The following is an 18,954-nucleotide window of genomic DNA, read 5'->3' as shown; positions in this document are numbered from 1 at the left end:
GACGCTGTCCGTATATTTACTATCCTTAGTGCTACTCATCCTGAGCCTGTCCGTGAATCCATTTTTTCCTAACGTAACCTTTAATTCGAGGTTTATGAGTAATCATTCCTTGTCCGTTTACTCATTTAAGCGTCACTGCTTAACCGATGAAGTAAGTATAGAGAGTATCTGCAAACAAAATAGGCTAAAAATAGTAACGAAAATACAGTCATTATTTTGAAATTTAATAATAGTTATTATATTTCATGTGGTTAGTTTATTTTTAGACTTTTTTTATGATGCTTTATACTCAATAGCTGTCATAACCGTGAGATATATCGCACAAGTGATTTCCATTATGGGCGTGGTTGCCTTTAATAGTGGATGTAATTGTAGTGTTGCTTAGACGATTTCTAATCGTATATGGTTTAAGTTTATTGCATATATCCCTTAAATGATTAAAAACCAATATGTATTAAGGCGCTTTGTAATTCTTTAAAATAAATGCGACTTGCCGATAAATAAGCGGCTATGAATTGTGGGGAAATTGCTCAACAAGACACGTTTGAGCCGCTATTTAGCGCTTCAAGCTCAAAGGTAGTTGCAGAATTTCTTGGTCAGGGCATATACTTAGGTGCAGATGTATTAACAGCAACTGAATATAGTAATGCTTACGGGGGCTGAGTCATTAGTTACTTATCGTCGAGTAAAGCAAGTTGGGTAACTTTATGTTCGCCCATGCCATCTTGAGTTAATACCTTTTCAATCACAAGGCTGTAGTGCAAATACGGTGACTATTTTAAACCGTCGTTTTGTTGTTCTGCATTTTGTGTATAAGGTTATGATCGATGGACAATAAATTGAAGTTGCTGTTTAGTTGGGCCAATCATTTTAGCAAATGAGTAGGTGACAATAAAAATAACACCACACACGGTTAACTTTTTCGCAGATTAAGTGTTTTAGTATTTTTAATTTCATTAAAAACGCCGTGTATGAGACTTTGAGTTAAGGAAATACCATGGCGCAAGCGCAATCTGGAATTTGTGCTGAAGCAAACTTGCACGGTTTACATTTGTTTTTTAATGTATTTGATGGCCACGATGAGTCATTACGCAAAAAATTAAAATACGTTAGCGCTATCCAAGATGAGTTTTCAGATCAGTTTTCTGAATCTATGCTCTCCAGCCTAGTTGCAGTAGGGGCGCAGTACTGGCCGCACATTCTGCCTGAATTTCTGCCTAGTGAATTACAGAGCTTTCCTAATATTACTCATAATGATCATATTATGGGGGCTCAGCCTTTTGATTTATTTGTCCAAATTCGTTCCGATAGGGAAGATGTAAACCATTTATTTGCTTTGCAAATTCTCAAGTTATTTGCCCCCGATGTTGAATTGGTTGAGCAAGTGAGAAACTTTCGATTTTTAGATGGTCGCGATTTTAATGGTTTTATACTCGGTGGTGACACTCCTCATGGTCGCCAAAAGCGCATCACAGCGTTAATCAATAAACCCAACCATTTTGAAGATCAAGGCAGTTACGTACATATACAGCGCTATAAGCATGATTTAAGTGTGTGGCAAAACCTACCACTGAGTGAGCAAGAACAAATAATGGGACGCACTCGCTTAGATAATACCTTGATTATGCCAGCGACTGAAAATAGTCATGCTGTACGCACTGAGTTAAAAGATGAGCAAGGGCAACCACTGCAATTAAATCAAAACATGCCTTATGGTGACGTTTACGAACAGGGTATATTAGCGATTAGTTATGCAGCACAGGGAAATGCATTTGAGCAAGTATTACGAAGTCGATTAGGTGATGGCGATTGCTACGATCATTGGCTTGATTTTACTCAAGCCGATATGGGGTCTGCGTTTTTTGCCCCATCAATTAACTTTTTAAAGCAGCTGTAAAAAGTTTGAATCGGTAGACTTATACCGTATCAAATAAAATACGCACGCGTTCAAGAGTTACATCAATTTCAGATACTTTAGCTGGAGCGATAAAAATAGTATCGTCACCAGCAATGGTGCCTAGTACGCCATCTGCTTTACCTAATGAATCTAATAGCCGAGCAATTAATTGTGCAGCTCCTGGGCTGGTTCGAATAATGATCATCATTTCGTTATGCATTATATCAATCACTAACTGACGTAATGGGCTTTTCGCTGTAGGTACGCCCATTTCAGCAGGCAAACAATAGACCATTTCTTGTTTGGCATTACGAGTGCGTACCGCGCCAAACTTGCTTAACATCCGCGACACCTTACTTTGACTAATATTATCAAAGCCTTGCTCTTTTAGGGCGTCAACAATCTCACCTTGTGAACCAAAGTTTTCTTCTTTTAAAAGTGCCTTAAAGGCCTTTACTAATGCTTCTTGTTTATCTTGTGGTTGCATATTATAGGTTCTTATTCATAAGTGATGCGCTAATTGTACACAATATTGCATACTTATGCAGTAGTTGTTTGCTTTTGCGATGGATTTTAGTGCTGTAAACCAGCAAGTTTACAACTATGGTCTAAATTATATGTGAAATAAGCAGGATAAATTTGTCTTTAGTCGTTAATTTCATTATCTTTAGAGCCACAAATATTTCCTACCTCAAATTACGGAGAATTCCAATGAAAGTTGCTGTATTAGGTGCTGCTGGCGGTATCGGCCAAGCGTTGTCTTTATTATTAAAAACAGGCTTACCAGCTGGTTCTGAATTATCACTTTATGATGTTGCTCCAGTTGTTCCTGGTGTTGCTGTTGATCTTTCTCATATCCCAACAGACGTTAAAGTTGCAGGCTTTGGTGTTGATGCACTAGATCAAGCGTTAACTGGTTGTGATATCGTTCTTATCCCTGCTGGTATGCCACGTAAGCCTGGTATGGACCGCGCTGATTTATTTAATGTTAATGCTGGTATTATTAAAACATTAGCAGAAGGTATTGTTGCTAACTGTCCAAAAGCATTAGTGGGTATTATCACTAACCCAGTAAATGGCACAGTGCCAATTGTTGCGGAAGTATTCAAAAAAGCAGGTACTTACGACGCGAAACGTGTTTTTGGTATTACCACTCTTGATGTGATCCGTTCAGAAGCATTTGTAGCTGAGCTTAAAGGTGTTGACGTTGCAACTGTGAAAGTACCAGTCATTGGTGGTCACTCAGGCACAACAATCCTTCCGTTACTATCTCAAGTTGAAGGCGTTACTTTCACTGATGAAGAAGTTGCTGCGCTTACTCCACGTATCCAAAATGCAGGTACTGAAGTAGTAAATGCAAAAGCGGGCGGTGGTTCTGCAACATTATCAATGGGCGCTGCTGCTGCACGTTTTTGTATGTCTTTAGTTAAAGGCTTACAAGGTGAAGACGTTGTAGATTACGCTTACGTTGCTGTTGAAAATGGCGATGCTGCATACTTTGCACACCCAGTACGTTTAGGTAAAAACGGCGTAGAAGAAATTCTTTCTTACGGTGAACTAAGCGCATTTGAAGAGCAAGCTAAAAACGACATGCTTGATACGCTGAAAAAAGACATCCAAGAAGGTGTTGATTTCATCAACGCTTAATTGCTAAGTCGATTGATACAAAAAAGCCTGCATTTGCAGGCTTTTTTATGCTCGAAGGATTTTTATACATTAGGTATTTATTAGTGATTACGATCAACGGCAATACGAGCCAAGCTAACGAGTGCTTCTTTATACGGTGATTCATCTAATACAGATAAACACGCAATCGCTTTATCAGCTTCTTCGTTGGCTTTATTCATCGTAAACTCAAGTGCTTTGGTTTCATTGAGGGCACTTAGAATCGCTTCTAAGTGGTCCATACCATTACTGTGCTCAATGGCATCACGGATCAACTGTACTTGCTCAGCATTACCGTGGCGCATAGCATAAAGTAGTGGCAGGGTAGGTTTGCCTTCGGCCAGATCATCACCGATGTTTTTACCTAACTGCTCAGCATCAGCATTGTAATCAAGCACGTCATCCACTAATTGAAAAGCGGTTCCTAAATGCATACCGTAAAGATTAAGCGCTTGCAGCATAGAGTCGTCTTTTTCGGTAATAATCGCAGCAAGGCCTGTTGCAGCTTCAAATAATTTAGCTGTTTTAGAGTAAATCACCTGCATGTAGCTATCTTCGGTGGTATCAGGGTCGTTACAGTTCATTAATTGCAGTACTTCACCTTCGGCAATCACGTTGGTTGCATCAGCGAGTATTTGCATAACTTGCATTTTACCAATACCAACCATTAGCTGAAATGAGCGGGTGTAGATAAAGTCACCAACAAGTACGCTGGCTGCATTACCAAACTCAGCATTTGCCGTCGGTGTTCCTCTGCGTAAATTTGATTCATCAACGACATCATCATGCAGTAATGTAGCTGTGTGAATAAATTCAACAATAGTTGCTAAAGTAACATGATCTTTGCCTTCATAGCCAAGTGCTTTAGCCGCTAAAATAGCCAACATAGGGCGAACACGCTTGCCGCCGCTGTTTACTATATATAAGCCTAGTTGATTGACTAATGCTACATCAGAGCGCATTTGCGCGTAAATTAGTTGATTGACGTCATTCATATCGTTTTCGATTAACGCCTGGATAGCTTTTATATCCATTGATCTCCGAGCCAATTTTAATGGGTATACGGGGCTGATTGTACAACAAAAAACAGCTTTGCTCGACAGTTTGTGACGATTCACTGAAAAAACACGGTTAAGCAGCTTAATTTAGCCTTAATTTGGAAAGATAACTTTTTTATTTGAGAAAATTTACGGTAATTCAACATGGTTGTTTTTTATTCTTAGCGCGTGTTTGTTCGTGGTGTAATTTATTTGTCATGAAACGCTAAAAAGGCTTGGCATAATGCCAATTTAATATAAAATAGGTGAAAATATTGAATCGCCTTCAATGCAGCTATTTTTTATTCATTTAATTAATAAAACAGGCTTGCTAGTTTTTGCACATTAGCGTAAACTTCGCGCCCTATTGAATAATATTTTAGTTGCGTCGATTTGAGGGCGCACAGACGGAGTTAATTATGTACGCGGTTTTCCAAAGTGGTGGTAAACAGCACCGTGTGACTGAAGGTCAAACAATTCGTCTTGAGAAATTAGACGTTGAGACTGGTGCAGCAGTTGAATTTGATTCAGTACTTTTAGTTGCTGATGGTGAGAAAATCGAGATCGGTGTACCGTTCGTAAACGGTGGTAAAATAACAGCTGAGGTTGTTTCACATGGTCGCGGTGAGAAGATTAAGGTTGTTAAATTTAGACGCCGTAAGCATTCTCGTAAGCAAATGGGCCATCGTCAATGGTTCACAGAAGTTAAAATCACTGGCATTAGCGCTTAATTAGAGGTACTTAGAAATGGCACATAAAAAAGCAGCTGGTAGTACTCGTAACGGTCGCGATTCAGAAAGCAAACGCCTTGGTGTTAAGCGTTTTGGTGGCGAATCAGTTCTAGCGGGTAGCATCATTGTTCGTCAACGTGGAACTAAATTCCATGCTGGCACAAACGTAGGTATCGGTAAAGACCACACTATCTTCGCAAAAGCAGATGGTAAAGTTCAGTTTGAACAAAAAGGTCCTTTAAACCGTAAATACGTAAGCATCGTATCTGAGTAATCAGAATCGGTTCTTAAAAAACCCCGCCTTTGCGGGGTTTTTTGTTTTGAAAATAAATATATACCTAAGCCAAGCCTGCAATCAGCTTGGCTTAGGTATATAATAGTGAAATTAACAAGCCAATCCCTAAAGTGAGTAATCATGAAGTTTGTAGATGAAGTAGAAATTCGCGCAGAAGCTGGAGACGGTGGCAGCGGCATCGTATCTTTCCGTCGTGAAAAATATGTCCCAGATGGTGGACCAGACGGCGGTGACGGTGGAGATGGTGGTAGTGTTTATCTACAAGCTGATGAAAACTTAAATACCCTTATCGATTATCAGTTTGAGCGTTTTCATAGAGCTGAACGTGGTACTAATGGCCGCAGTCGTAACTGTACCGGTAAAAAGGCTGATGACTTATATGTGATGGTGCCTGTAGGTACTCGGATCATGGATGTTGATACCCAAGAAGGTCTTGGTGATTTAACTCAACATGGTCAAAGAATTTTGGTTGCAAAAGGCGGTTTCCACGGCTTGGGGAATGCGCGTTTTAAATCAAGTACTAACCGAGCGCCTCGTCAAAAAACATTGGGCACACCAGGTGAAGTACGTAACCTTAAACTAGAGCTATTATTATTAGCTGATGTTGGTTTATTAGGTTTGCCAAATGCAGGTAAGTCTACTTTTATTCGTAGTGTATCGGCAGCGAAACCAAAAGTAGCTGATTACCCATTTACTACGCTGATTCCAAATTTAGGTGTGGTACGTCCAGAAGCAAATAAATCATTTGTTATTGCAGATATCCCAGGGTTAATCGAAGGTGCCTCTGATGGCGCTGGCTTGGGTATTCGCTTCTTGAAACATTTAGAGCGTTGCCGTGTATTACTGCATATTATCGATGTAATGCCTGTCGATGGTTCAAACCCAGTAGATAATGCATTTGCAATCATCAATGAGTTGCACCAGTACAGTCCTAAGCTTGCTGAAAAACCACGTTGGTTAGTATTTAATAAAATAGACTTATTACCTGAAGATGAAGCTCAGGCGCTATGTGAGCAAATTGCTGAAGAGTTAGGCGAGACTGAAAATATTTATCATATTTCTGCAATTAATAAGCTAAATACTCAACCATTAATTCATAACATCATGACGCTACTCGATAGCATGCCAAAAGAAAAATTTGTGCCAATTGAAGATGAAGAAGTTGAATTCAAATGGGATACTTATCATAAAGATGCCACTAAGAAGAATGATGACGACGACTGGGATAGTTGGGATGATGACGATTATGACGTTGAAGTTGTCTATGAGCGTTAGACTAAAGTAAATTATTTTAAAAGGAGCTGGTGCTCCTTTTTTCTTGTTTAATAAAAAAGTATTAGGTTTTAATGTGAAGATTTCAATGATTGCAGCTATGGCTAAAAATAGAGTGATTGGCCAAGATAATAATATGCCATGGCATTTACCTGCTGATTTACAGCATTTTAAAGCGGTTACTATGAATAAACCAGTAATTATGGGGCGCAAAACATTTGAGTCAATTGGTCGCCCTTTACCTGGTCGACGCAACATTGTTATTAGCCGAAACACTGACTACACTGCAGCTGGAATTGATGTTGTAGCATCCCCAGAGGCCGCTATTTCATTGGTGTGTGAGTCTGATGAAGTAATGGTGATTGGTGGCGGAAATGTCTATCAACAATTTTTAAAAAGTGCCGATACACTTTATTTAACGTTTATTGATCTTGATGTTGCAGGAGATACACAGTTTCCTGATTACGAACAATCAGCAAACTGGCAAGTTGTAGAAGAGCTGTATAATCAACCGGATGATAACAATATTTATGGTTATAAATTTGTCACATTAGATAAAGTTAAGTAACATTATTGCGGTTAGGCTTATAGGTTGATACAATATTAAACAACTAAGGTAGTTATAAAGTATTACACAAGGGTCTACAATGATAAAATTATCAACACTCGTTATTGCTGCAGCTGTTATTTCTGGTTCTGTTGCTTTTAGCGCGCCAGTAAAAGCGGATGATCAGTTAGCTGTTTCAATCTGTGAATACATAGCTGCGGACGATAAAAACCGTTTACGTGATAAGTTAAAAAGCTCACGTGTAAAAATTCGTAATATTTATGATGCAGTACAATGTAATGGTCTTAACTTGCTACGTCATGCAGTTGCCAGTAATGCCGTAGATACCGGTGAATATATTGTGAAAAACTTATCTAAAAGCTCTTTAGAAGATGGAGCAGATATAGCATGGGCCGAAGCAAATGGTCATGGCGGTTCTGCATTAATACCAGCAATTAAAGAACGTGCTGGTTTATAAGTTATAATAAATCATTAAAAAAGCCGCGATATCGCGGCTTTTTTGTATCTGAAACAAAAGTTTAACAGATTCGACCTCTATTGTAATTTTATCTGGTAGAATAGGCAGGTTATAAGCAGTTTAAGCAGTGAACAACTATGTTAAGTCCTTTTTATCAGCAACATGCTGATTATGTCTCTATTTCTCGTGAACAAGGGTGTCGTTTCGCAAAGTGCGTTGCTGATGATTACAATCCACTTCATGATAAAGATGCAAAACGTTTTTGTGTGCCTGGAGATTTATTATTTTCATTGGTATTAAGTCGTTATGGCATCAGTGAAAAAATGGAATTTACCTTTGCCGGCATGGTTGATGAGAATACCAAACTCAACTTCCCTGAGGGCGCAGATGAGTTTGATATTACCAGTGGCGATAAAGTCATGCTGAAGGTTAAGCGCGAAGGTAAAACTAGCCAGTGCCAAACACTCACCGATAGTCTAATAAAAAATTATGTTGAGTTTTCAGGTACAACTTTTCCGCATGTTATTATTCCACTTATGGGCAAACAAGATGTCATGATCAACCCAGCTCGCCCTATGATTATCTATGAGTCAATGTTGATTAATCTCGATACATTAGAGATCCATGCACCGACGTTAGAATACGCAGAGCCGAGTTTTGAATATACAGGCAAGCGTGGGAAAATCACTTTGCGCTTTAACTTGTTAGAAAATGGTGTAAAAGTCGGCTGTGGTGAAAAGCACATGTTGGTATCAGGTATTCAACAATATTGCCAAGATACGGTGGATGATTTAATTACCTTCTATAACCAGCGTAAAGAAACCCTCAAACCAGCTTGAACATTTAGCAAGCTTAAAAAGGCGCCGCAAAGCGCCTTTTTTGTTATTCGCTTTGGGCGTACAATAACGCCATTATTTGTTACACAAAGCTAAACTTATGTCTGCGACTACTTTCTCTGAGTTAAAACTCGATCCTATACTGCTTAATGCACTTGAACAAAATCAATATCATACCCCTACGGCGATACAGCTAAAAACTATTCCGCTGATTTTAGCTGGTCATGATGTTATGGGGAGTGCACAAACAGGAACAGGTAAAACAGCTGCTTTTGTATTACCTCTGTTACATAAATTACTTAATACACCAAGTAAAGATGAGCCAGGTACTGCTCGAGTACTTATTTTGACACCAACTCGAGAGCTTGCTCAGCAAGTCTTTGCTAGCTTTGAAAAATACGCGCAAGGTACTGATATTAAAGGCGCGCTTGCTTATGGTGGTGCCAGTATTGGCCCGCAAATTAAAGCCATGAAAGATGCACAAGTTGTAGTGGCAACGCCAGGGCGATTGCTGGATCACATAATCAAAGGCAGCATTAAACTATCTAGTGTTGATTCACTGGTGTTTGATGAAGCAGACCGTATGCTTGATATGGGCTTTATTGACGAAATTAAACGTATATTGCGCCATGTTCCCAGTGATCGTCAGACCTTACTATTTTCAGCGACCTTTGACGATAGTGTATTTGAACTGAGTAAAAAGTTATTAAAAGATCCAAAACTTGTTGAAGTCAATAAACGTAATTCTGCGGCTGTAGAAGTTGAGCAAATCATTTACGCGGTTGATGAAGACCGTAAACGTGAGCTTGTCTCGCACATGATTGGCATGAAAAACTGGCGCCAAGTACTGATCTTTACTCGCACAAAGCAAATGGCCGATCAACTCGCCAAAGAAATGTGTAAAGATGGCTTAAAAACACAGTCAATTCATGGTGATAAATCTCAAGGTGCACGTGATAGAGCACTGCAAGATTTTAAAGAAGGTACCACTCGTGTACTCGTGGCAACCGATGTTGCAGCTCGGGGTCTAGACATAGCGTCGTTAAAGTATGTGATTAATTTTGAATTACCCTATATAGCTGAAGATTATGTCCACCGTATTGGCCGCACTGGGCGCGCTGGCGAGCAAGGCTTAGCGATGTCATTAGTCAGCCTTGACGAGCAGTGGTTACTTGAAGAAATTGAAGTGTTGCTTGATACTCGTCTAACGCCGCAGTGGTTAGCGGGCTATGAACCGGATCCAAATAAAAAGCCCAAAGATAATCGCAAAAACTCTAATAAGTCGCGAAAAGACCGAGATAAAAAACGTATTACAGGGCAAAGAGCACCTAGTAGACGCCGTAAATAAAAGCTTTCAGTTTTTAGTTATCAGCTGTCAGTAAAGCTCTAGCACGGCGCTAAAACGAGCGCCGTAGCTTTATTGTTTTATATGCTAAATTCAGTAGTCAATAGTATTAATAATAAAGCGCGATATAACTTTACTAAGCTAGAGTGCCCTCTAAAAAGATAAATTTTTAAATTAAAATCGCAGCTAAAGGTTCTTACTTCAATTTAGTGTAGTTATTTCATATGGTTTATCTGCGGATTTTTTCGTAACCATAATAAGCTTAAACCCTTTACCAAATGCATCAATTACCTGCCAGTCAATACGAACTAATGCGTCTTGAACTTTATCAGCATTGAAATCGCCTGTGGCAACAACGTAGTAAAACATCTGATCTGTTTCTGTCTCAACCTTTATTGCTCCACTAATGTCCAATGATGTATTAAACTTTTTATGGTATTCACTTAGTGTTTTACCTCGCCTTTGGCTTTTATCATGTTTATTAACATAAGGGGAAGCTGTAGCAGGAAGATTGCTAATATCCTTTTTATCAAGAATTTCCTGTAAATAACTGACGTTTGAACTTTTAGCTTGGGAGTACTGTTTTAATGCGGCACAGTTCGCTTTCAACATCTGTAACAAATGAAATTCGCTCACTGCTATATCATCAGAAGCGGTTTCTTCTACTTGTTTACAGGTAGAAAAGTGTACATTCTTCTCTGAACGTAAAGTTAAATCATAATTTAATTTAATGCTCTGGTAATCCATCACAATTTCAGATTCTAAACCTGTAAAATAATTAGTAAATAATTTAGGTTTTATTTCATTAGCAGATAATTTTGAGTAGCTAACACAGATAAATATCGATAATACTAATGATAAGTTTTTCACGGTGTCGTTACCTTTATGCTGTTAGCCGCAGATAGCTTTGCTCTTACGTAGTTATTTCTTTCTGCGCTGAGTTGAGGACGATAGCTTTCTTTAGCTGCTTTAATCCAATCTCCAGTTTTGATTGCTTTATCAAACTCAGTAAACTTCGTGACAATTTTTACTGCACCTAAGTTAAAAATCATATCAAATAATGCGACTTGTATATTTTTGTCTAATTTATCAAAATCATCATAATAACCATTAGACTTTTTATATAGAGTAGAAAGCTCTCTGTAAAAAGAATCCATATGTTTGTCTAGTTGGCGTGTAATTTCTACATCTTTAATTATGAGTGTAGTAAATTGCTTATACCATTCAGCTTTATAATTTCTTTTTTGTTTAGCTATTGTTTCAAATTCTTTTTGCTTTTCTAGAGGAGTTGCAGGAGGACCCGGTTGATTGTTAACTACTTTATTCATTGGGAGCAGGGTTGCAGCTTGTTTGTTTTTTATCATATGACCTACGCCTGTGGTTACATAGCCCTGAGAGTCTAGATAAAAGTGATTAATTTTTTTCTCATATTTTATAATGTTTTTAATTACTTCTTATTTCACCTGTGGATTTAATGGCATTTAAAATTCCTTTTAATAGTATTACCTAATTAGCATACAAGAATACTTAAAATTACCTAAAAAAACAACAATCATGAACACTAGTTCACTTAAAAATAATGGGCAGGCTCAAGTTTAACTCTATTAAGCAATCTGTTTTTCAGCAAGATTTAATTCCATTGTCGCTTTTAATAAGCGGTAAAGATTAATTGATGCATCAATTTCTTCTTTACGGTTGGTTAAACTTTCAATATTTAACCCCAGTGGCACGTCTAAATGCGCGCAACTTCTTAGTATTAAATCTAAGTTTTCACGGCAAATACGTACAGATTCACTCAGTGGGTTTTGCGAATCAAGCATCCGCCATTTAGTTGCATCAGGTACGGAAATTCCTAACCATTGCATAAACTCTAAGGTTTTTTCACTGCCGCAGGGCGTAAAGGTTAGAATAATACGTTTAGGTTCGATACCTTGAGCTTTACAGCTGCGCGCATAACTGGTGATCAAATCCACGGTTGCTTGCGCGTTATACACAGCTTGTGAGATAAAAAATTTACAGCCTTGCGTGGTTTTTTCAAGTAAGCGTTCATGTTCATTACGTTTACTTGCGTGGCGCTCGGCAATGGTAACGCCTCCTAAAAAGAAGTCTTGAGGCTGTTCGCTTAAGACTTTATAAGCATCAGGCAGGCTTAATTTAATATCCCCGTCAGATGATGGACTACCGACTAATACTAGGTTTTTTAAATTAAACTGGTTTTTAGTTTCGCTTAACCACTGTTTAAATTCGGCCACACCGCGCTGTGCAACACTTTTATAAGTGATCACTTCTTGATGCGATAAATTACGTAGTAAGTTACTGTATTCTCGAGGATCTACTGTTTGCTTGAACGGAAAAGGGCGAGGCATCTCAGTGCGACTACTTTCATCTTGGATGTCATAAATAATCACGCCATCGTATTCAATTTCATGCAAACGAGCTAAGAGCTTTTGGGCGATAATTTCAAGCTGCGCTTTATCAGTACCAATACGTGGTGGGGTGGTACCAATTAAGTACACACCCTGATTGGTGTCTTCAATTTTCTCTTGTAGTGATAAAGCCATAATCCTCATTCCAGCTAAGTTAGTGTCTATGGCAAATAATATAGCAGCCATTTAGACGTCTAGATAGATTTTTTTAGTGAAACTTTTTCAACGAAGGTGAGTTTTATTCATGTTGCTCTGAATGAAGAGTTCTGTGTTACACAACTGTTTACATAATTAATTGCCTCAGGGGTCTTATATTGACTTGCTTTGTTGCATAATCGGATGACTAAAAACAAGAAATTTATTCAACTAACAAGGGATAGCAATGAAATTTAAATTATTAGCAACCAGCCTTGCGATAACGCTTGCACTGGGCGGCTGTGCAAGTAACAGCGGCTCAAACATGGTCAAAGAGGTTGAGATTGAGCAGTCAACGGTTGCCAGTAGTAATGATCGGGTGTTCTCACAAGATTATTTATTAGAAGAGCTTGATAACGGCTTACGCGTTATGGTGGTGAAAACTGATTACCCTGATGTGGTATCACTACAAATTCCAGTGTCTGTCGGTTCTCGTAATGAAGTCGAAGCAGGTAAAACCGGTTTTGCACACTTTTTTGAACATATGATGTTTAAAGGCTCTGAAAAATATCCGCAAGATGTGTATTCTGATATTCTAAAAAATTCTGGGGTTGATAATCGCGCTTATACAACCAATGATTACACTAACTACCACTTAAACTTTTCAAAGCAACATCTTGATAAAGTACTTGAAATTGAAGCGGATATTTTTCAAAACCTGACTTATTCAGAAGAGCAATTTCGTACCGAAGCATTAACAGTTAAAGGTGAATACCTTAAAAATAATGCCAGCCCGGTTCGTAAGTTACTTTCTGCAGTACGTAATGAAGCATTCGAAAAACATACTTATAAACATACCACCATGGGCTTTTTTGCAGATATTGAAGCCATGCCGGATCAAATGGCATACGGTAAAGAGTTTTTTGCTAAGTTTTATAAACCTGAATATGTGTCATTAGTGATTGTAGGCGATGTTGATCCAGCTGAAACTATGGCTATGGTTAAAAAACACTGGGGCCAATGGCAAAAAGGCGATTTCGTTGCTGATATACCAACCGAACCAAAACAGCAAGCGGCGAAATATATACATGAACAAAACGAAGGCTTACCAGGGCATTGGTTATTAGTATCTTATAAAGGCACAGCCTGGCAGCCAAAGCAAAAAGACAGAGCCGCGCTTGATTTACTGTCACAGCTTTATTTTTCAACCAACTCAGAGCTTTACCAAGAGTTAGTGGTTGATAAACAAATTGCTAGCCAAATGTTTAGCTATAACCCTGATACCAAAGATCCCGGCTTATTACATGTTTTTGTGAAAGTTGAAAATGAGGCTGATTTAGCGGTTGCTCGTGATGCAATTAATAGCACCTACGCAAAAGCTCGCACTGAGTTGGTTGATAGCCAAAAGTTAGCTGATTTAAAATCCAATCTTAAATACAGCTTTATTAACGGCCTAGACTCCTCACAAGCTATAGGTTCAACTCTTGCCAGTTACATGCATTTTGAACGCGACCCAGAAGTCGTCAATCAATTATATGCAACGGCTGACAGCATCAGCGCACAAGATATTCAAGATATTGCTAATAAATACTTTGTCGATAGTAGCCGTACTACCGTGACTATGTCAGCGCTTGACAAAGTGGCAGACTTTGAGCAAGAAGTGGATTTAAATAGCCTTGTTGCTAGCAAGCACACAGTGCAACAGCGTCATTTTAAAGTGCTAGATAAAACCAATAGTTCGCCATTGATTGATATTAACTGGTTATTCCATACCGGTGCTGCGGCTGATCCTAAAGGTCAAAAAGGCGTAGCTGCACTCACTGCGGCCATGCTTGCTCAAGGTGGTTCACAGGCGAAGAGCTACAACGACATTAAACAGGCACTTTATCCATTGGCAGGTAGCTTTGGTTATCAGATAGATAAAGAAATGATTTCGCTACAAGGGCGTGTCCATAAAGATAACGCTGCACAATGGTATGCACTGGTTAGTGAGCAGTTACTAAATCCTGGCTTTAGAGAAGATGACTTTAAACGCCTTAAGAAAGAGCTCATCGACGGCATAAAATCTGGCCTAAAAGCCTCAAATGACGAAGAGCTAGGTAAAGAAGTGCTTTATCATAAGCTGTATCAAGGTCACCCATATGAGAGCTATAACTACGGTGATCTATCTGATTTAGAAGCATTAACACTTGATGACGTGAAAGCGTTTTATGCGAAAGAATTTACTCAAGCTAAACTAACTGTCGGTTTAATTGGCGCAGTACCTGAATCACTTAAAGCAACCATGTTTAGCGATTTAAGTGCTTTGCCTAAAGGTCAGCAAAGTCGTTTATCGATTCCTGATGCACCAGCGCTAAAAGGTCATCACGCTACAATTGTAGAAAAATCAGCGCAATCGACTGCGGTATCGTTTGGCTTCCCAATTGATACCATTCGTAGCGGTGAAGACTGGACGGCACTGTGGTTAGTTCGCTCATACTTTGGTGAGCACCGCAGTTCAAACTCATATCTTTATGAGCGCATTCGTCAAACTCGCGGTATGAACTACGGCGATTACGCGTATATTGAGTATTTTCCACGAGGTATGTTCCAGACTAAGCCTGACGCAAACTTAGGCCGCTCTGAGCAAATATTTCAAGTATGGCTTCGCCCGCTGCGCTCGAACAATGACGCTCACTTTGCAACGCGTACCGCTTTATTTGAACTTGATAAGTTAATCAAAAATGGCATGACAGAAAAAGACTTTGACGCAACGCGTAACTTCTTAATTAACTTTGTGCCGCAAATGGTAGCAAGCCAAAACCGTCAATTAGGATATGCACTAGATAGTGAGTTTTACAACACCGATACTTTCGTAAAGTATGTAACGAACAAGCTTGAAAAACTGACAGTAGCTGATGTAAATCGTGTCATAAAAGAGAACTTACAAACGGATGATATTCAGTATGTGTTTATCACCGGCGACGGAAAAGATATGCAAAAGCGCCTAGCGTCAGAGCAAACATCCCCTATGGTATATAATGCAGAGAAACCAGCTGAATTAGTTGCTGAGGATAAAGTAATCGCTGATTACAAACTGGCAATACCAGCGAAAAATATTGAAGTACTTGCTGTAGATAAAATATTTCAATAAATAATTAGTCTAAAGGTTCAAAGCCCGCATATTATTAATATGCGGGCTTTTTTATGTTGTTAGTAAATAGTAACTTTATTGTTGCTTAGTATAACTTAGCTGTTTAAGTAGCTGGGGATAGAGAGAAATGCTACATTCTATCGCTGGGCAAGTAATTGCTAATATAATCTTGGAGTTAATGTGTTTGAAACTAAAGAGTTTCTAAAGCTGATACTGGACACTGTTTCAGAACATATTGTTGTGATAAATGAGTCCGGAGATATTCAGTACATTAATCAAAGCTGGCGAGCGTTTGGAAATCAAAATAACGGCTCATGCAACTTAGATTGGTATAGCCAAAATTATCTTCGGGTTTGTGAACTTGCAGCCAAAGATGATGAATATGCATATACCGCACTAAAAGGGATTAAAAGTGTTATCACAAAACAGCAAGATGAATTTTATTTGGAGTATCCATGTAACAGTGATACTGAGCCTCGCTGGTTTATGATGCGCGTTGTGCCATTGCAAATCAAAGAGCAACGCTTCATTGTGATCAGTCATTTAAATATTACCGAACGCATATTGGCTGAGCAGCAAGTACATAAGTTAGCTCGTATTGATGGTTTAACACAAATAGCGAATAGACGTTGTTTAGATGACTTCTTACTCGAAGAGTGGAATCGATGTCAGCGACTCTCTTTGCCATTGTCATTTGCAATGATAGATCTTGATCACTTTAAAATGCTTAATGATAGCGCAGGGCATCTAGTCGGGGACGAGTGTTTACAGCAAGTTGCAAAGTTGCTGAACTCATTTTCACGCAGAACCAGCGATTTATGTGCACGTTTTGGTGGTGAAGAGTTTGCACTGGTGCTTGGTAATATTAAATTCGATGAAGCCACCGTGCTGCTGAAGCGCTTTAAAAGTGAATTAGCCCACTTAAAAATTAGTAATAATGGCGCAAATGCGAAAAATATTTTAACTGTTAGTATTGGCTTAGTCACACTGATACCTACAGCTAATAGCAGCCCAACAAAATTAATTGAAAAGGCTGACTCCTTACTTTATGAAGTGAAATATTCTGGCCGCGATGGCATGTTGGCGGTAGATGAAAGTTGTACTAGCGATAACCAAGTTCATTAATTATCGGTAGTGGTTACTTTGTTCATACTGGTAGTCGATTAATAGTTGAAGTTATTTTACAAAAACCAATGCACAGAATAAAAAACGAACATGTAAGTCTACATTTCAGTATATTTCTCATTGTAAATTCAACGATGTAAGTATTTACTGCAAACTAAAATATATGCTCACTTTGTACTTTATTACTACGGTTTTTACTTACCAACTCATCATTTATATAGACTTATTCTTCACTGGTGAAGTAGCTGCCAAGGGAGGCTATTTTGTCATATGACAGGATAACTTTCATTGATGTTTAGTTATTGAGTTTTAAAATTTATATTTTTTATAGCGACGGGTTAATTTTATCTACTGTCGTAACTCATTGTGTAAAACTATAATGAGATTATTAAAGAATGATTTTGAAATTTAGTTATATCTAATAACCAGAACAAATAATCGCAGCGTTAACACATCTGACTTGAAATCCGTTAAACTGCATAAAAGCTTATCTTCGTATTAATTTAAGGCCGTCCTATGCGTCATGAAATTTGGCAACAGCTCCGCACCGAAGCAAATGAAGTCGTTACCCGTGAACCTCTGTTAGCAAGTCATGTGTATTCATGCATTTTAAATCATGAGTGCTTAGGGTCTGCGTTGAGCTTTATTGTTGCTAATAAGCTGGCAGACGCAGTGGTATCTGCATTTACTATCCGGGAGTTATTTGATCAGGCTTTTGTTGAATGTGATCGAATGCTTACTCATGTCGCCCATGATATAAAAGCCGTTAAAGATCGTGATCCCGCTGCCGATACATATTTAACTGTGATATTAAATTTAAAAGGTTTCCATGCAATTCAAGCACATCGACTCGCCCATTGCTTATGGTTACAAAACCGTAAAGAGCTCGCTCGCTTTATTCAAAGCCGTACCTCAGAAGTATTTGGCGTTGATATCCATCCTGCTTGTAAAGTCGGCCATGGTATTATGTTTGACCATGCAACTGGTATAGTCATTGGTGAAACAGCTGTTATTGAAGATAACGTCTCTATTTTACAATCAGTTACTCTAGGTGGTACTGGTAATGAAAAAGGCGATCGTCATCCGAAAATTCGCGCCGGTGTTTTAATTGGTGCTGGGGCTAAAGTGCTCGGCAATATTGAGGTCGGCGAGGGCGCCCGAATTGGCGCAGGCTCAGTGGTATTGAGCGCCGTACCACCTCACACCACGGTAGTTGGCGTGCCAGCTAAAATTGTTGGTAAACCAAATTGTCCCTGTCCAGCGCAAAGCATGAATCAAAACTTTTTAGAAGTTGAAGCTGAAAACGAATCGCACACCAGCGCAATGCTATAAATCAAAATTAACCATAAATGGAATTATAAATGAGTAATAATGGTTTGTTTTCTCGTGTGCTGGCGTTTGCTGCTGGCGTGGTTTTAACTTGGGGTTACTTTCAGTTGACCTCAAGCAAGACAACACCTGTTCATACACTGCTAACACACGAGGTTGAGCAGCAACGCAATATAATGGCGACGGACGAAACAGCTGTTGCTAATCAAGCTGCAAATTTTGCACAAGCGATTGATAGCAAAAAAATGGCCATTGCACCACAACAGCAAACGGCAGAAGAGCAACCGCTTGAGCAACAAGTGCAACAGCTCAAGCGTGAGTTACTGCAACAGCAAAAATTAGTAAAAGCTTACGAACAACAATTGCAAGCACCGTCCGATTTTGAACAAGCTTTGCTAGACAAGTTTACTGAGCAAAGTCGCAATGAAGAGTGGGCTTATCGTACCGAGACTGCCATGAAAGACTTTTTACAGATTGCTGATCTTGGCATCACCCCTGAATTGGTTAGTGCGCAGTGTAAAAGTTCGGTATGTAAATTTGAACTTGCAGCGCCAAAGGATGTAGATGATTTTGATCATACCCAATGGCGCGAACTCAACGATAAGTTGGTACAACAAGACTTTTGGCAGCAATTTAAAGTCAGTACTTCAAAATCAAGCGATCGCGATTTTTCATTATTATTAAGTACTGAGTCAGAATAACG

The 18,954-nt window shown here is 38.9% G+C and carries 18 protein-coding genes; 13 read left to right on the top strand and 5 right to left on the bottom strand.

Annotation, left to right across the window (positions count from 1 at the left end):
- The first annotated feature begins 997 nt into the window (after nt 1–997).
- The gene (locus tag PSR9079_RS13725) at nt 998–1,897 is read left to right on the top strand and encodes a Dyp-type peroxidase (RefSeq protein WP_149982085.1); all 900 of its coding nucleotides are present in this window, start codon (nt 998–1,000) and stop codon (nt 1,895–1,897) included.
- 19 nt (nt 1,898–1,916) lie between these two features.
- Here PSR9079_RS13725 and argR read toward each other — a convergent pair whose 3' ends face one another.
- Entirely contained in the window at nt 1,917–2,384 is a 468-nt protein-coding gene (argR, locus tag PSR9079_RS13720) for a transcriptional regulator ArgR (protein WP_145235470.1), read from the bottom strand.
- Between the two features lie 224 nt (nt 2,385–2,608).
- On the opposite strand from argR, the gene mdh reads away from it, so the two are divergent.
- On the top strand, nt 2,609–3,544 hold the full coding sequence (mdh, locus tag PSR9079_RS13715; protein ID WP_145235472.1) for a malate dehydrogenase: 936 nt from the start codon (nt 2,609–2,611) through the stop codon (nt 3,542–3,544).
- Nucleotides 3,545–3,624: 80 nt separating this feature from the next.
- On the opposite strand, the gene ispB is transcribed toward mdh, so the two are convergent.
- The gene (gene ispB / locus PSR9079_RS13710; RefSeq protein ID WP_149982084.1) at nt 3,625–4,596 is read right to left on the bottom strand and encodes an octaprenyl diphosphate synthase; all 972 of its coding nucleotides are present in this window, start codon (nt 4,594–4,596) and stop codon (nt 3,625–3,627) included.
- A gap of 422 nt (nt 4,597–5,018) precedes the next feature.
- On the opposite strand from ispB, the gene rplU reads away from it, so the two are divergent.
- From rplU to PSR9079_RS13675, 7 genes are all read left to right on the top strand, one after another.
- Nucleotides 5,019–5,330 carry a 50S ribosomal protein L21 gene (rplU, locus tag PSR9079_RS13705; protein WP_006794538.1) on the top strand — a complete coding sequence of 104 codons (312 nt, stop codon included), beginning with the start codon at nt 5,019–5,021 and terminating at the stop codon, nt 5,328–5,330.
- A gap of 16 nt (nt 5,331–5,346) precedes the next feature.
- Nucleotides 5,347–5,604 carry a 50S ribosomal protein L27 gene (rpmA, locus tag PSR9079_RS13700; RefSeq protein ID WP_064665557.1) on the top strand — a complete coding sequence of 86 codons (258 nt, stop codon included), beginning with the start codon at nt 5,347–5,349 and terminating at the stop codon, nt 5,602–5,604.
- A gap of 141 nt (nt 5,605–5,745) precedes the next feature.
- Nucleotides 5,746–6,900, top strand: a complete 1,155-nt coding sequence (gene cgtA, locus PSR9079_RS13695) for an Obg family GTPase CgtA (RefSeq protein WP_149982083.1) — start codon at nt 5,746–5,748, stop codon at nt 6,898–6,900.
- An 85-nt stretch (nt 6,901–6,985) separates the two neighbouring features.
- The gene (gene folA, locus PSR9079_RS13690) at nt 6,986–7,465 is read left to right on the top strand and encodes a type 3 dihydrofolate reductase (protein WP_404688085.1); all 480 of its coding nucleotides are present in this window, start codon (nt 6,986–6,988) and stop codon (nt 7,463–7,465) included.
- A 79-nt stretch (nt 7,466–7,544) separates the two neighbouring features.
- Nucleotides 7,545–7,922, top strand: a complete 378-nt coding sequence (locus PSR9079_RS13685) for a DUF3718 domain-containing protein (protein WP_145235479.1) — start codon at nt 7,545–7,547, stop codon at nt 7,920–7,922.
- 137 nt (nt 7,923–8,059) lie between these two features.
- The gene (locus tag PSR9079_RS13680; RefSeq protein WP_149982081.1) at nt 8,060–8,761 is read left to right on the top strand and encodes a DUF3581 domain-containing protein; all 702 of its coding nucleotides are present in this window, start codon (nt 8,060–8,062) and stop codon (nt 8,759–8,761) included.
- A gap of 97 nt (nt 8,762–8,858) precedes the next feature.
- Nucleotides 8,859–10,106 (top strand): DEAD/DEAH box helicase, encoded by a 1,248-nt coding sequence (locus tag PSR9079_RS13675; RefSeq protein WP_149982080.1) that lies wholly within the window; start codon nt 8,859–8,861, stop codon nt 10,104–10,106.
- 198 nt (nt 10,107–10,304) lie between these two features.
- Here PSR9079_RS13675 and PSR9079_RS13670 read toward each other — a convergent pair whose 3' ends face one another.
- The 3 genes from PSR9079_RS13670 to PSR9079_RS13660 all read right to left on the bottom strand — a co-directional run bounded on the left by PSR9079_RS13670 (nt 10,305) and on the right by PSR9079_RS13660 (nt 12,664).
- Nucleotides 10,305–10,973, bottom strand: coding sequence for a hypothetical protein (locus PSR9079_RS13670; protein ID WP_149982079.1), 669 nt, complete (start codon nt 10,971–10,973; stop codon nt 10,305–10,307).
- Nucleotides 10,970–11,467 (bottom strand): hypothetical protein, encoded by a 498-nt coding sequence (locus PSR9079_RS13665; protein WP_064665912.1) that lies wholly within the window; start codon nt 11,465–11,467, stop codon nt 10,970–10,972. Before PSR9079_RS13665 ends, PSR9079_RS13670 begins: the two co-directional genes overlap by 4 nt.
- A gap of 240 nt (nt 11,468–11,707) precedes the next feature.
- Nucleotides 11,708–12,664 carry a methylenetetrahydrofolate reductase gene (locus tag PSR9079_RS13660; RefSeq protein WP_145235486.1) on the bottom strand — a complete coding sequence of 319 codons (957 nt, stop codon included), beginning with the start codon at nt 12,662–12,664 and terminating at the stop codon, nt 11,708–11,710.
- 247 nt (nt 12,665–12,911) lie between these two features.
- Here PSR9079_RS13660 and PSR9079_RS13655 point away from each other — a divergent pair, with 247 nt between their 5' ends.
- The 4 genes from PSR9079_RS13655 to PSR9079_RS13640 all read left to right on the top strand — a co-directional run bounded on the left by PSR9079_RS13655 (nt 12,912) and on the right by PSR9079_RS13640 (nt 18,952).
- Nucleotides 12,912–15,797: a M16 family metallopeptidase gene (locus PSR9079_RS13655; protein WP_149982078.1), complete on the top strand. Its 2,886-nt coding sequence runs from the start codon at nt 12,912–12,914 to the stop codon at nt 15,795–15,797.
- A 180-nt stretch (nt 15,798–15,977) separates the two neighbouring features.
- Nucleotides 15,978–16,922, top strand: coding sequence for a sensor domain-containing diguanylate cyclase (locus tag PSR9079_RS13650; protein ID WP_149982077.1), 945 nt, complete (start codon nt 15,978–15,980; stop codon nt 16,920–16,922).
- A 516-nt stretch (nt 16,923–17,438) separates the two neighbouring features.
- Complete coding sequence (gene cysE, locus PSR9079_RS13645; protein ID WP_149982076.1) at nt 17,439–18,254, top strand: serine O-acetyltransferase; 816 nt, start codon at nt 17,439–17,441, stop codon at nt 18,252–18,254.
- Between the two features lie 29 nt (nt 18,255–18,283).
- The gene (locus PSR9079_RS13640) at nt 18,284–18,952 is read left to right on the top strand and encodes a hypothetical protein (protein ID WP_149982075.1); all 669 of its coding nucleotides are present in this window, start codon (nt 18,284–18,286) and stop codon (nt 18,950–18,952) included.
- Nucleotides 18,953–18,954: the final 2 nt, after the last annotated feature.

This window comes from Pseudoalteromonas rhizosphaerae, assembly GCF_902498845.1.
GTDB lineage: Bacteria > Pseudomonadota > Gammaproteobacteria > Enterobacterales > Alteromonadaceae > Pseudoalteromonas > Pseudoalteromonas rhizosphaerae.
This window is presented reverse-complemented; position numbering and strand designations above follow the sequence as displayed.

What these genes read in the sequence shown, in the direction of transcription:
- PSR9079_RS13725 (WP_149982085.1), top strand. Translation starts at nt 998, where the DNA reads ATGGCGCAAGCGCAATCTGGAATTTGTGCTGAAGCAAACTTGCACGGT.
- argR (WP_145235470.1), bottom strand. Translation starts at nt 2,384, where the DNA reads ATGCAACCACAAGATAAACAAGAAGCATTAGTAAAGGCCTTTAAGGCA.
- mdh (WP_145235472.1), top strand. Translation starts at nt 2,609, where the DNA reads ATGAAAGTTGCTGTATTAGGTGCTGCTGGCGGTATCGGCCAAGCGTTG.
- ispB (WP_149982084.1), bottom strand. Translation starts at nt 4,596, where the DNA reads ATGGATATAAAAGCTATCCAGGCGTTAATCGAAAACGATATGAATGAC.
- rplU (WP_006794538.1), top strand. Translation starts at nt 5,019, where the DNA reads ATGTACGCGGTTTTCCAAAGTGGTGGTAAACAGCACCGTGTGACTGAA.
- rpmA (WP_064665557.1), top strand. Translation starts at nt 5,347, where the DNA reads ATGGCACATAAAAAAGCAGCTGGTAGTACTCGTAACGGTCGCGATTCA.
- cgtA (WP_149982083.1), top strand. Translation starts at nt 5,746, where the DNA reads ATGAAGTTTGTAGATGAAGTAGAAATTCGCGCAGAAGCTGGAGACGGT.
- folA (WP_404688085.1), top strand. Translation starts at nt 6,986, where the DNA reads ATGATTGCAGCTATGGCTAAAAATAGAGTGATTGGCCAAGATAATAAT.
- PSR9079_RS13685 (WP_145235479.1), top strand. Translation starts at nt 7,545, where the DNA reads ATGATAAAATTATCAACACTCGTTATTGCTGCAGCTGTTATTTCTGGT.
- PSR9079_RS13680 (WP_149982081.1), top strand. Translation starts at nt 8,060, where the DNA reads ATGTTAAGTCCTTTTTATCAGCAACATGCTGATTATGTCTCTATTTCT.
- PSR9079_RS13675 (WP_149982080.1), top strand. Translation starts at nt 8,859, where the DNA reads ATGTCTGCGACTACTTTCTCTGAGTTAAAACTCGATCCTATACTGCTT.
- PSR9079_RS13665 (WP_064665912.1), bottom strand. Translation starts at nt 11,467, where the DNA reads ATGATAAAAAACAAACAAGCTGCAACCCTGCTCCCAATGAATAAAGTA.
- PSR9079_RS13660 (WP_145235486.1), bottom strand. Translation starts at nt 12,664, where the DNA reads ATGGCTTTATCACTACAAGAGAAAATTGAAGACACCAATCAGGGTGTG.
- PSR9079_RS13655 (WP_149982078.1), top strand. Translation starts at nt 12,912, where the DNA reads ATGAAATTTAAATTATTAGCAACCAGCCTTGCGATAACGCTTGCACTG.
- cysE (WP_149982076.1), top strand. Translation starts at nt 17,439, where the DNA reads ATGCGTCATGAAATTTGGCAACAGCTCCGCACCGAAGCAAATGAAGTC.
- PSR9079_RS13640 (WP_149982075.1), top strand. Translation starts at nt 18,284, where the DNA reads ATGAGTAATAATGGTTTGTTTTCTCGTGTGCTGGCGTTTGCTGCTGGC.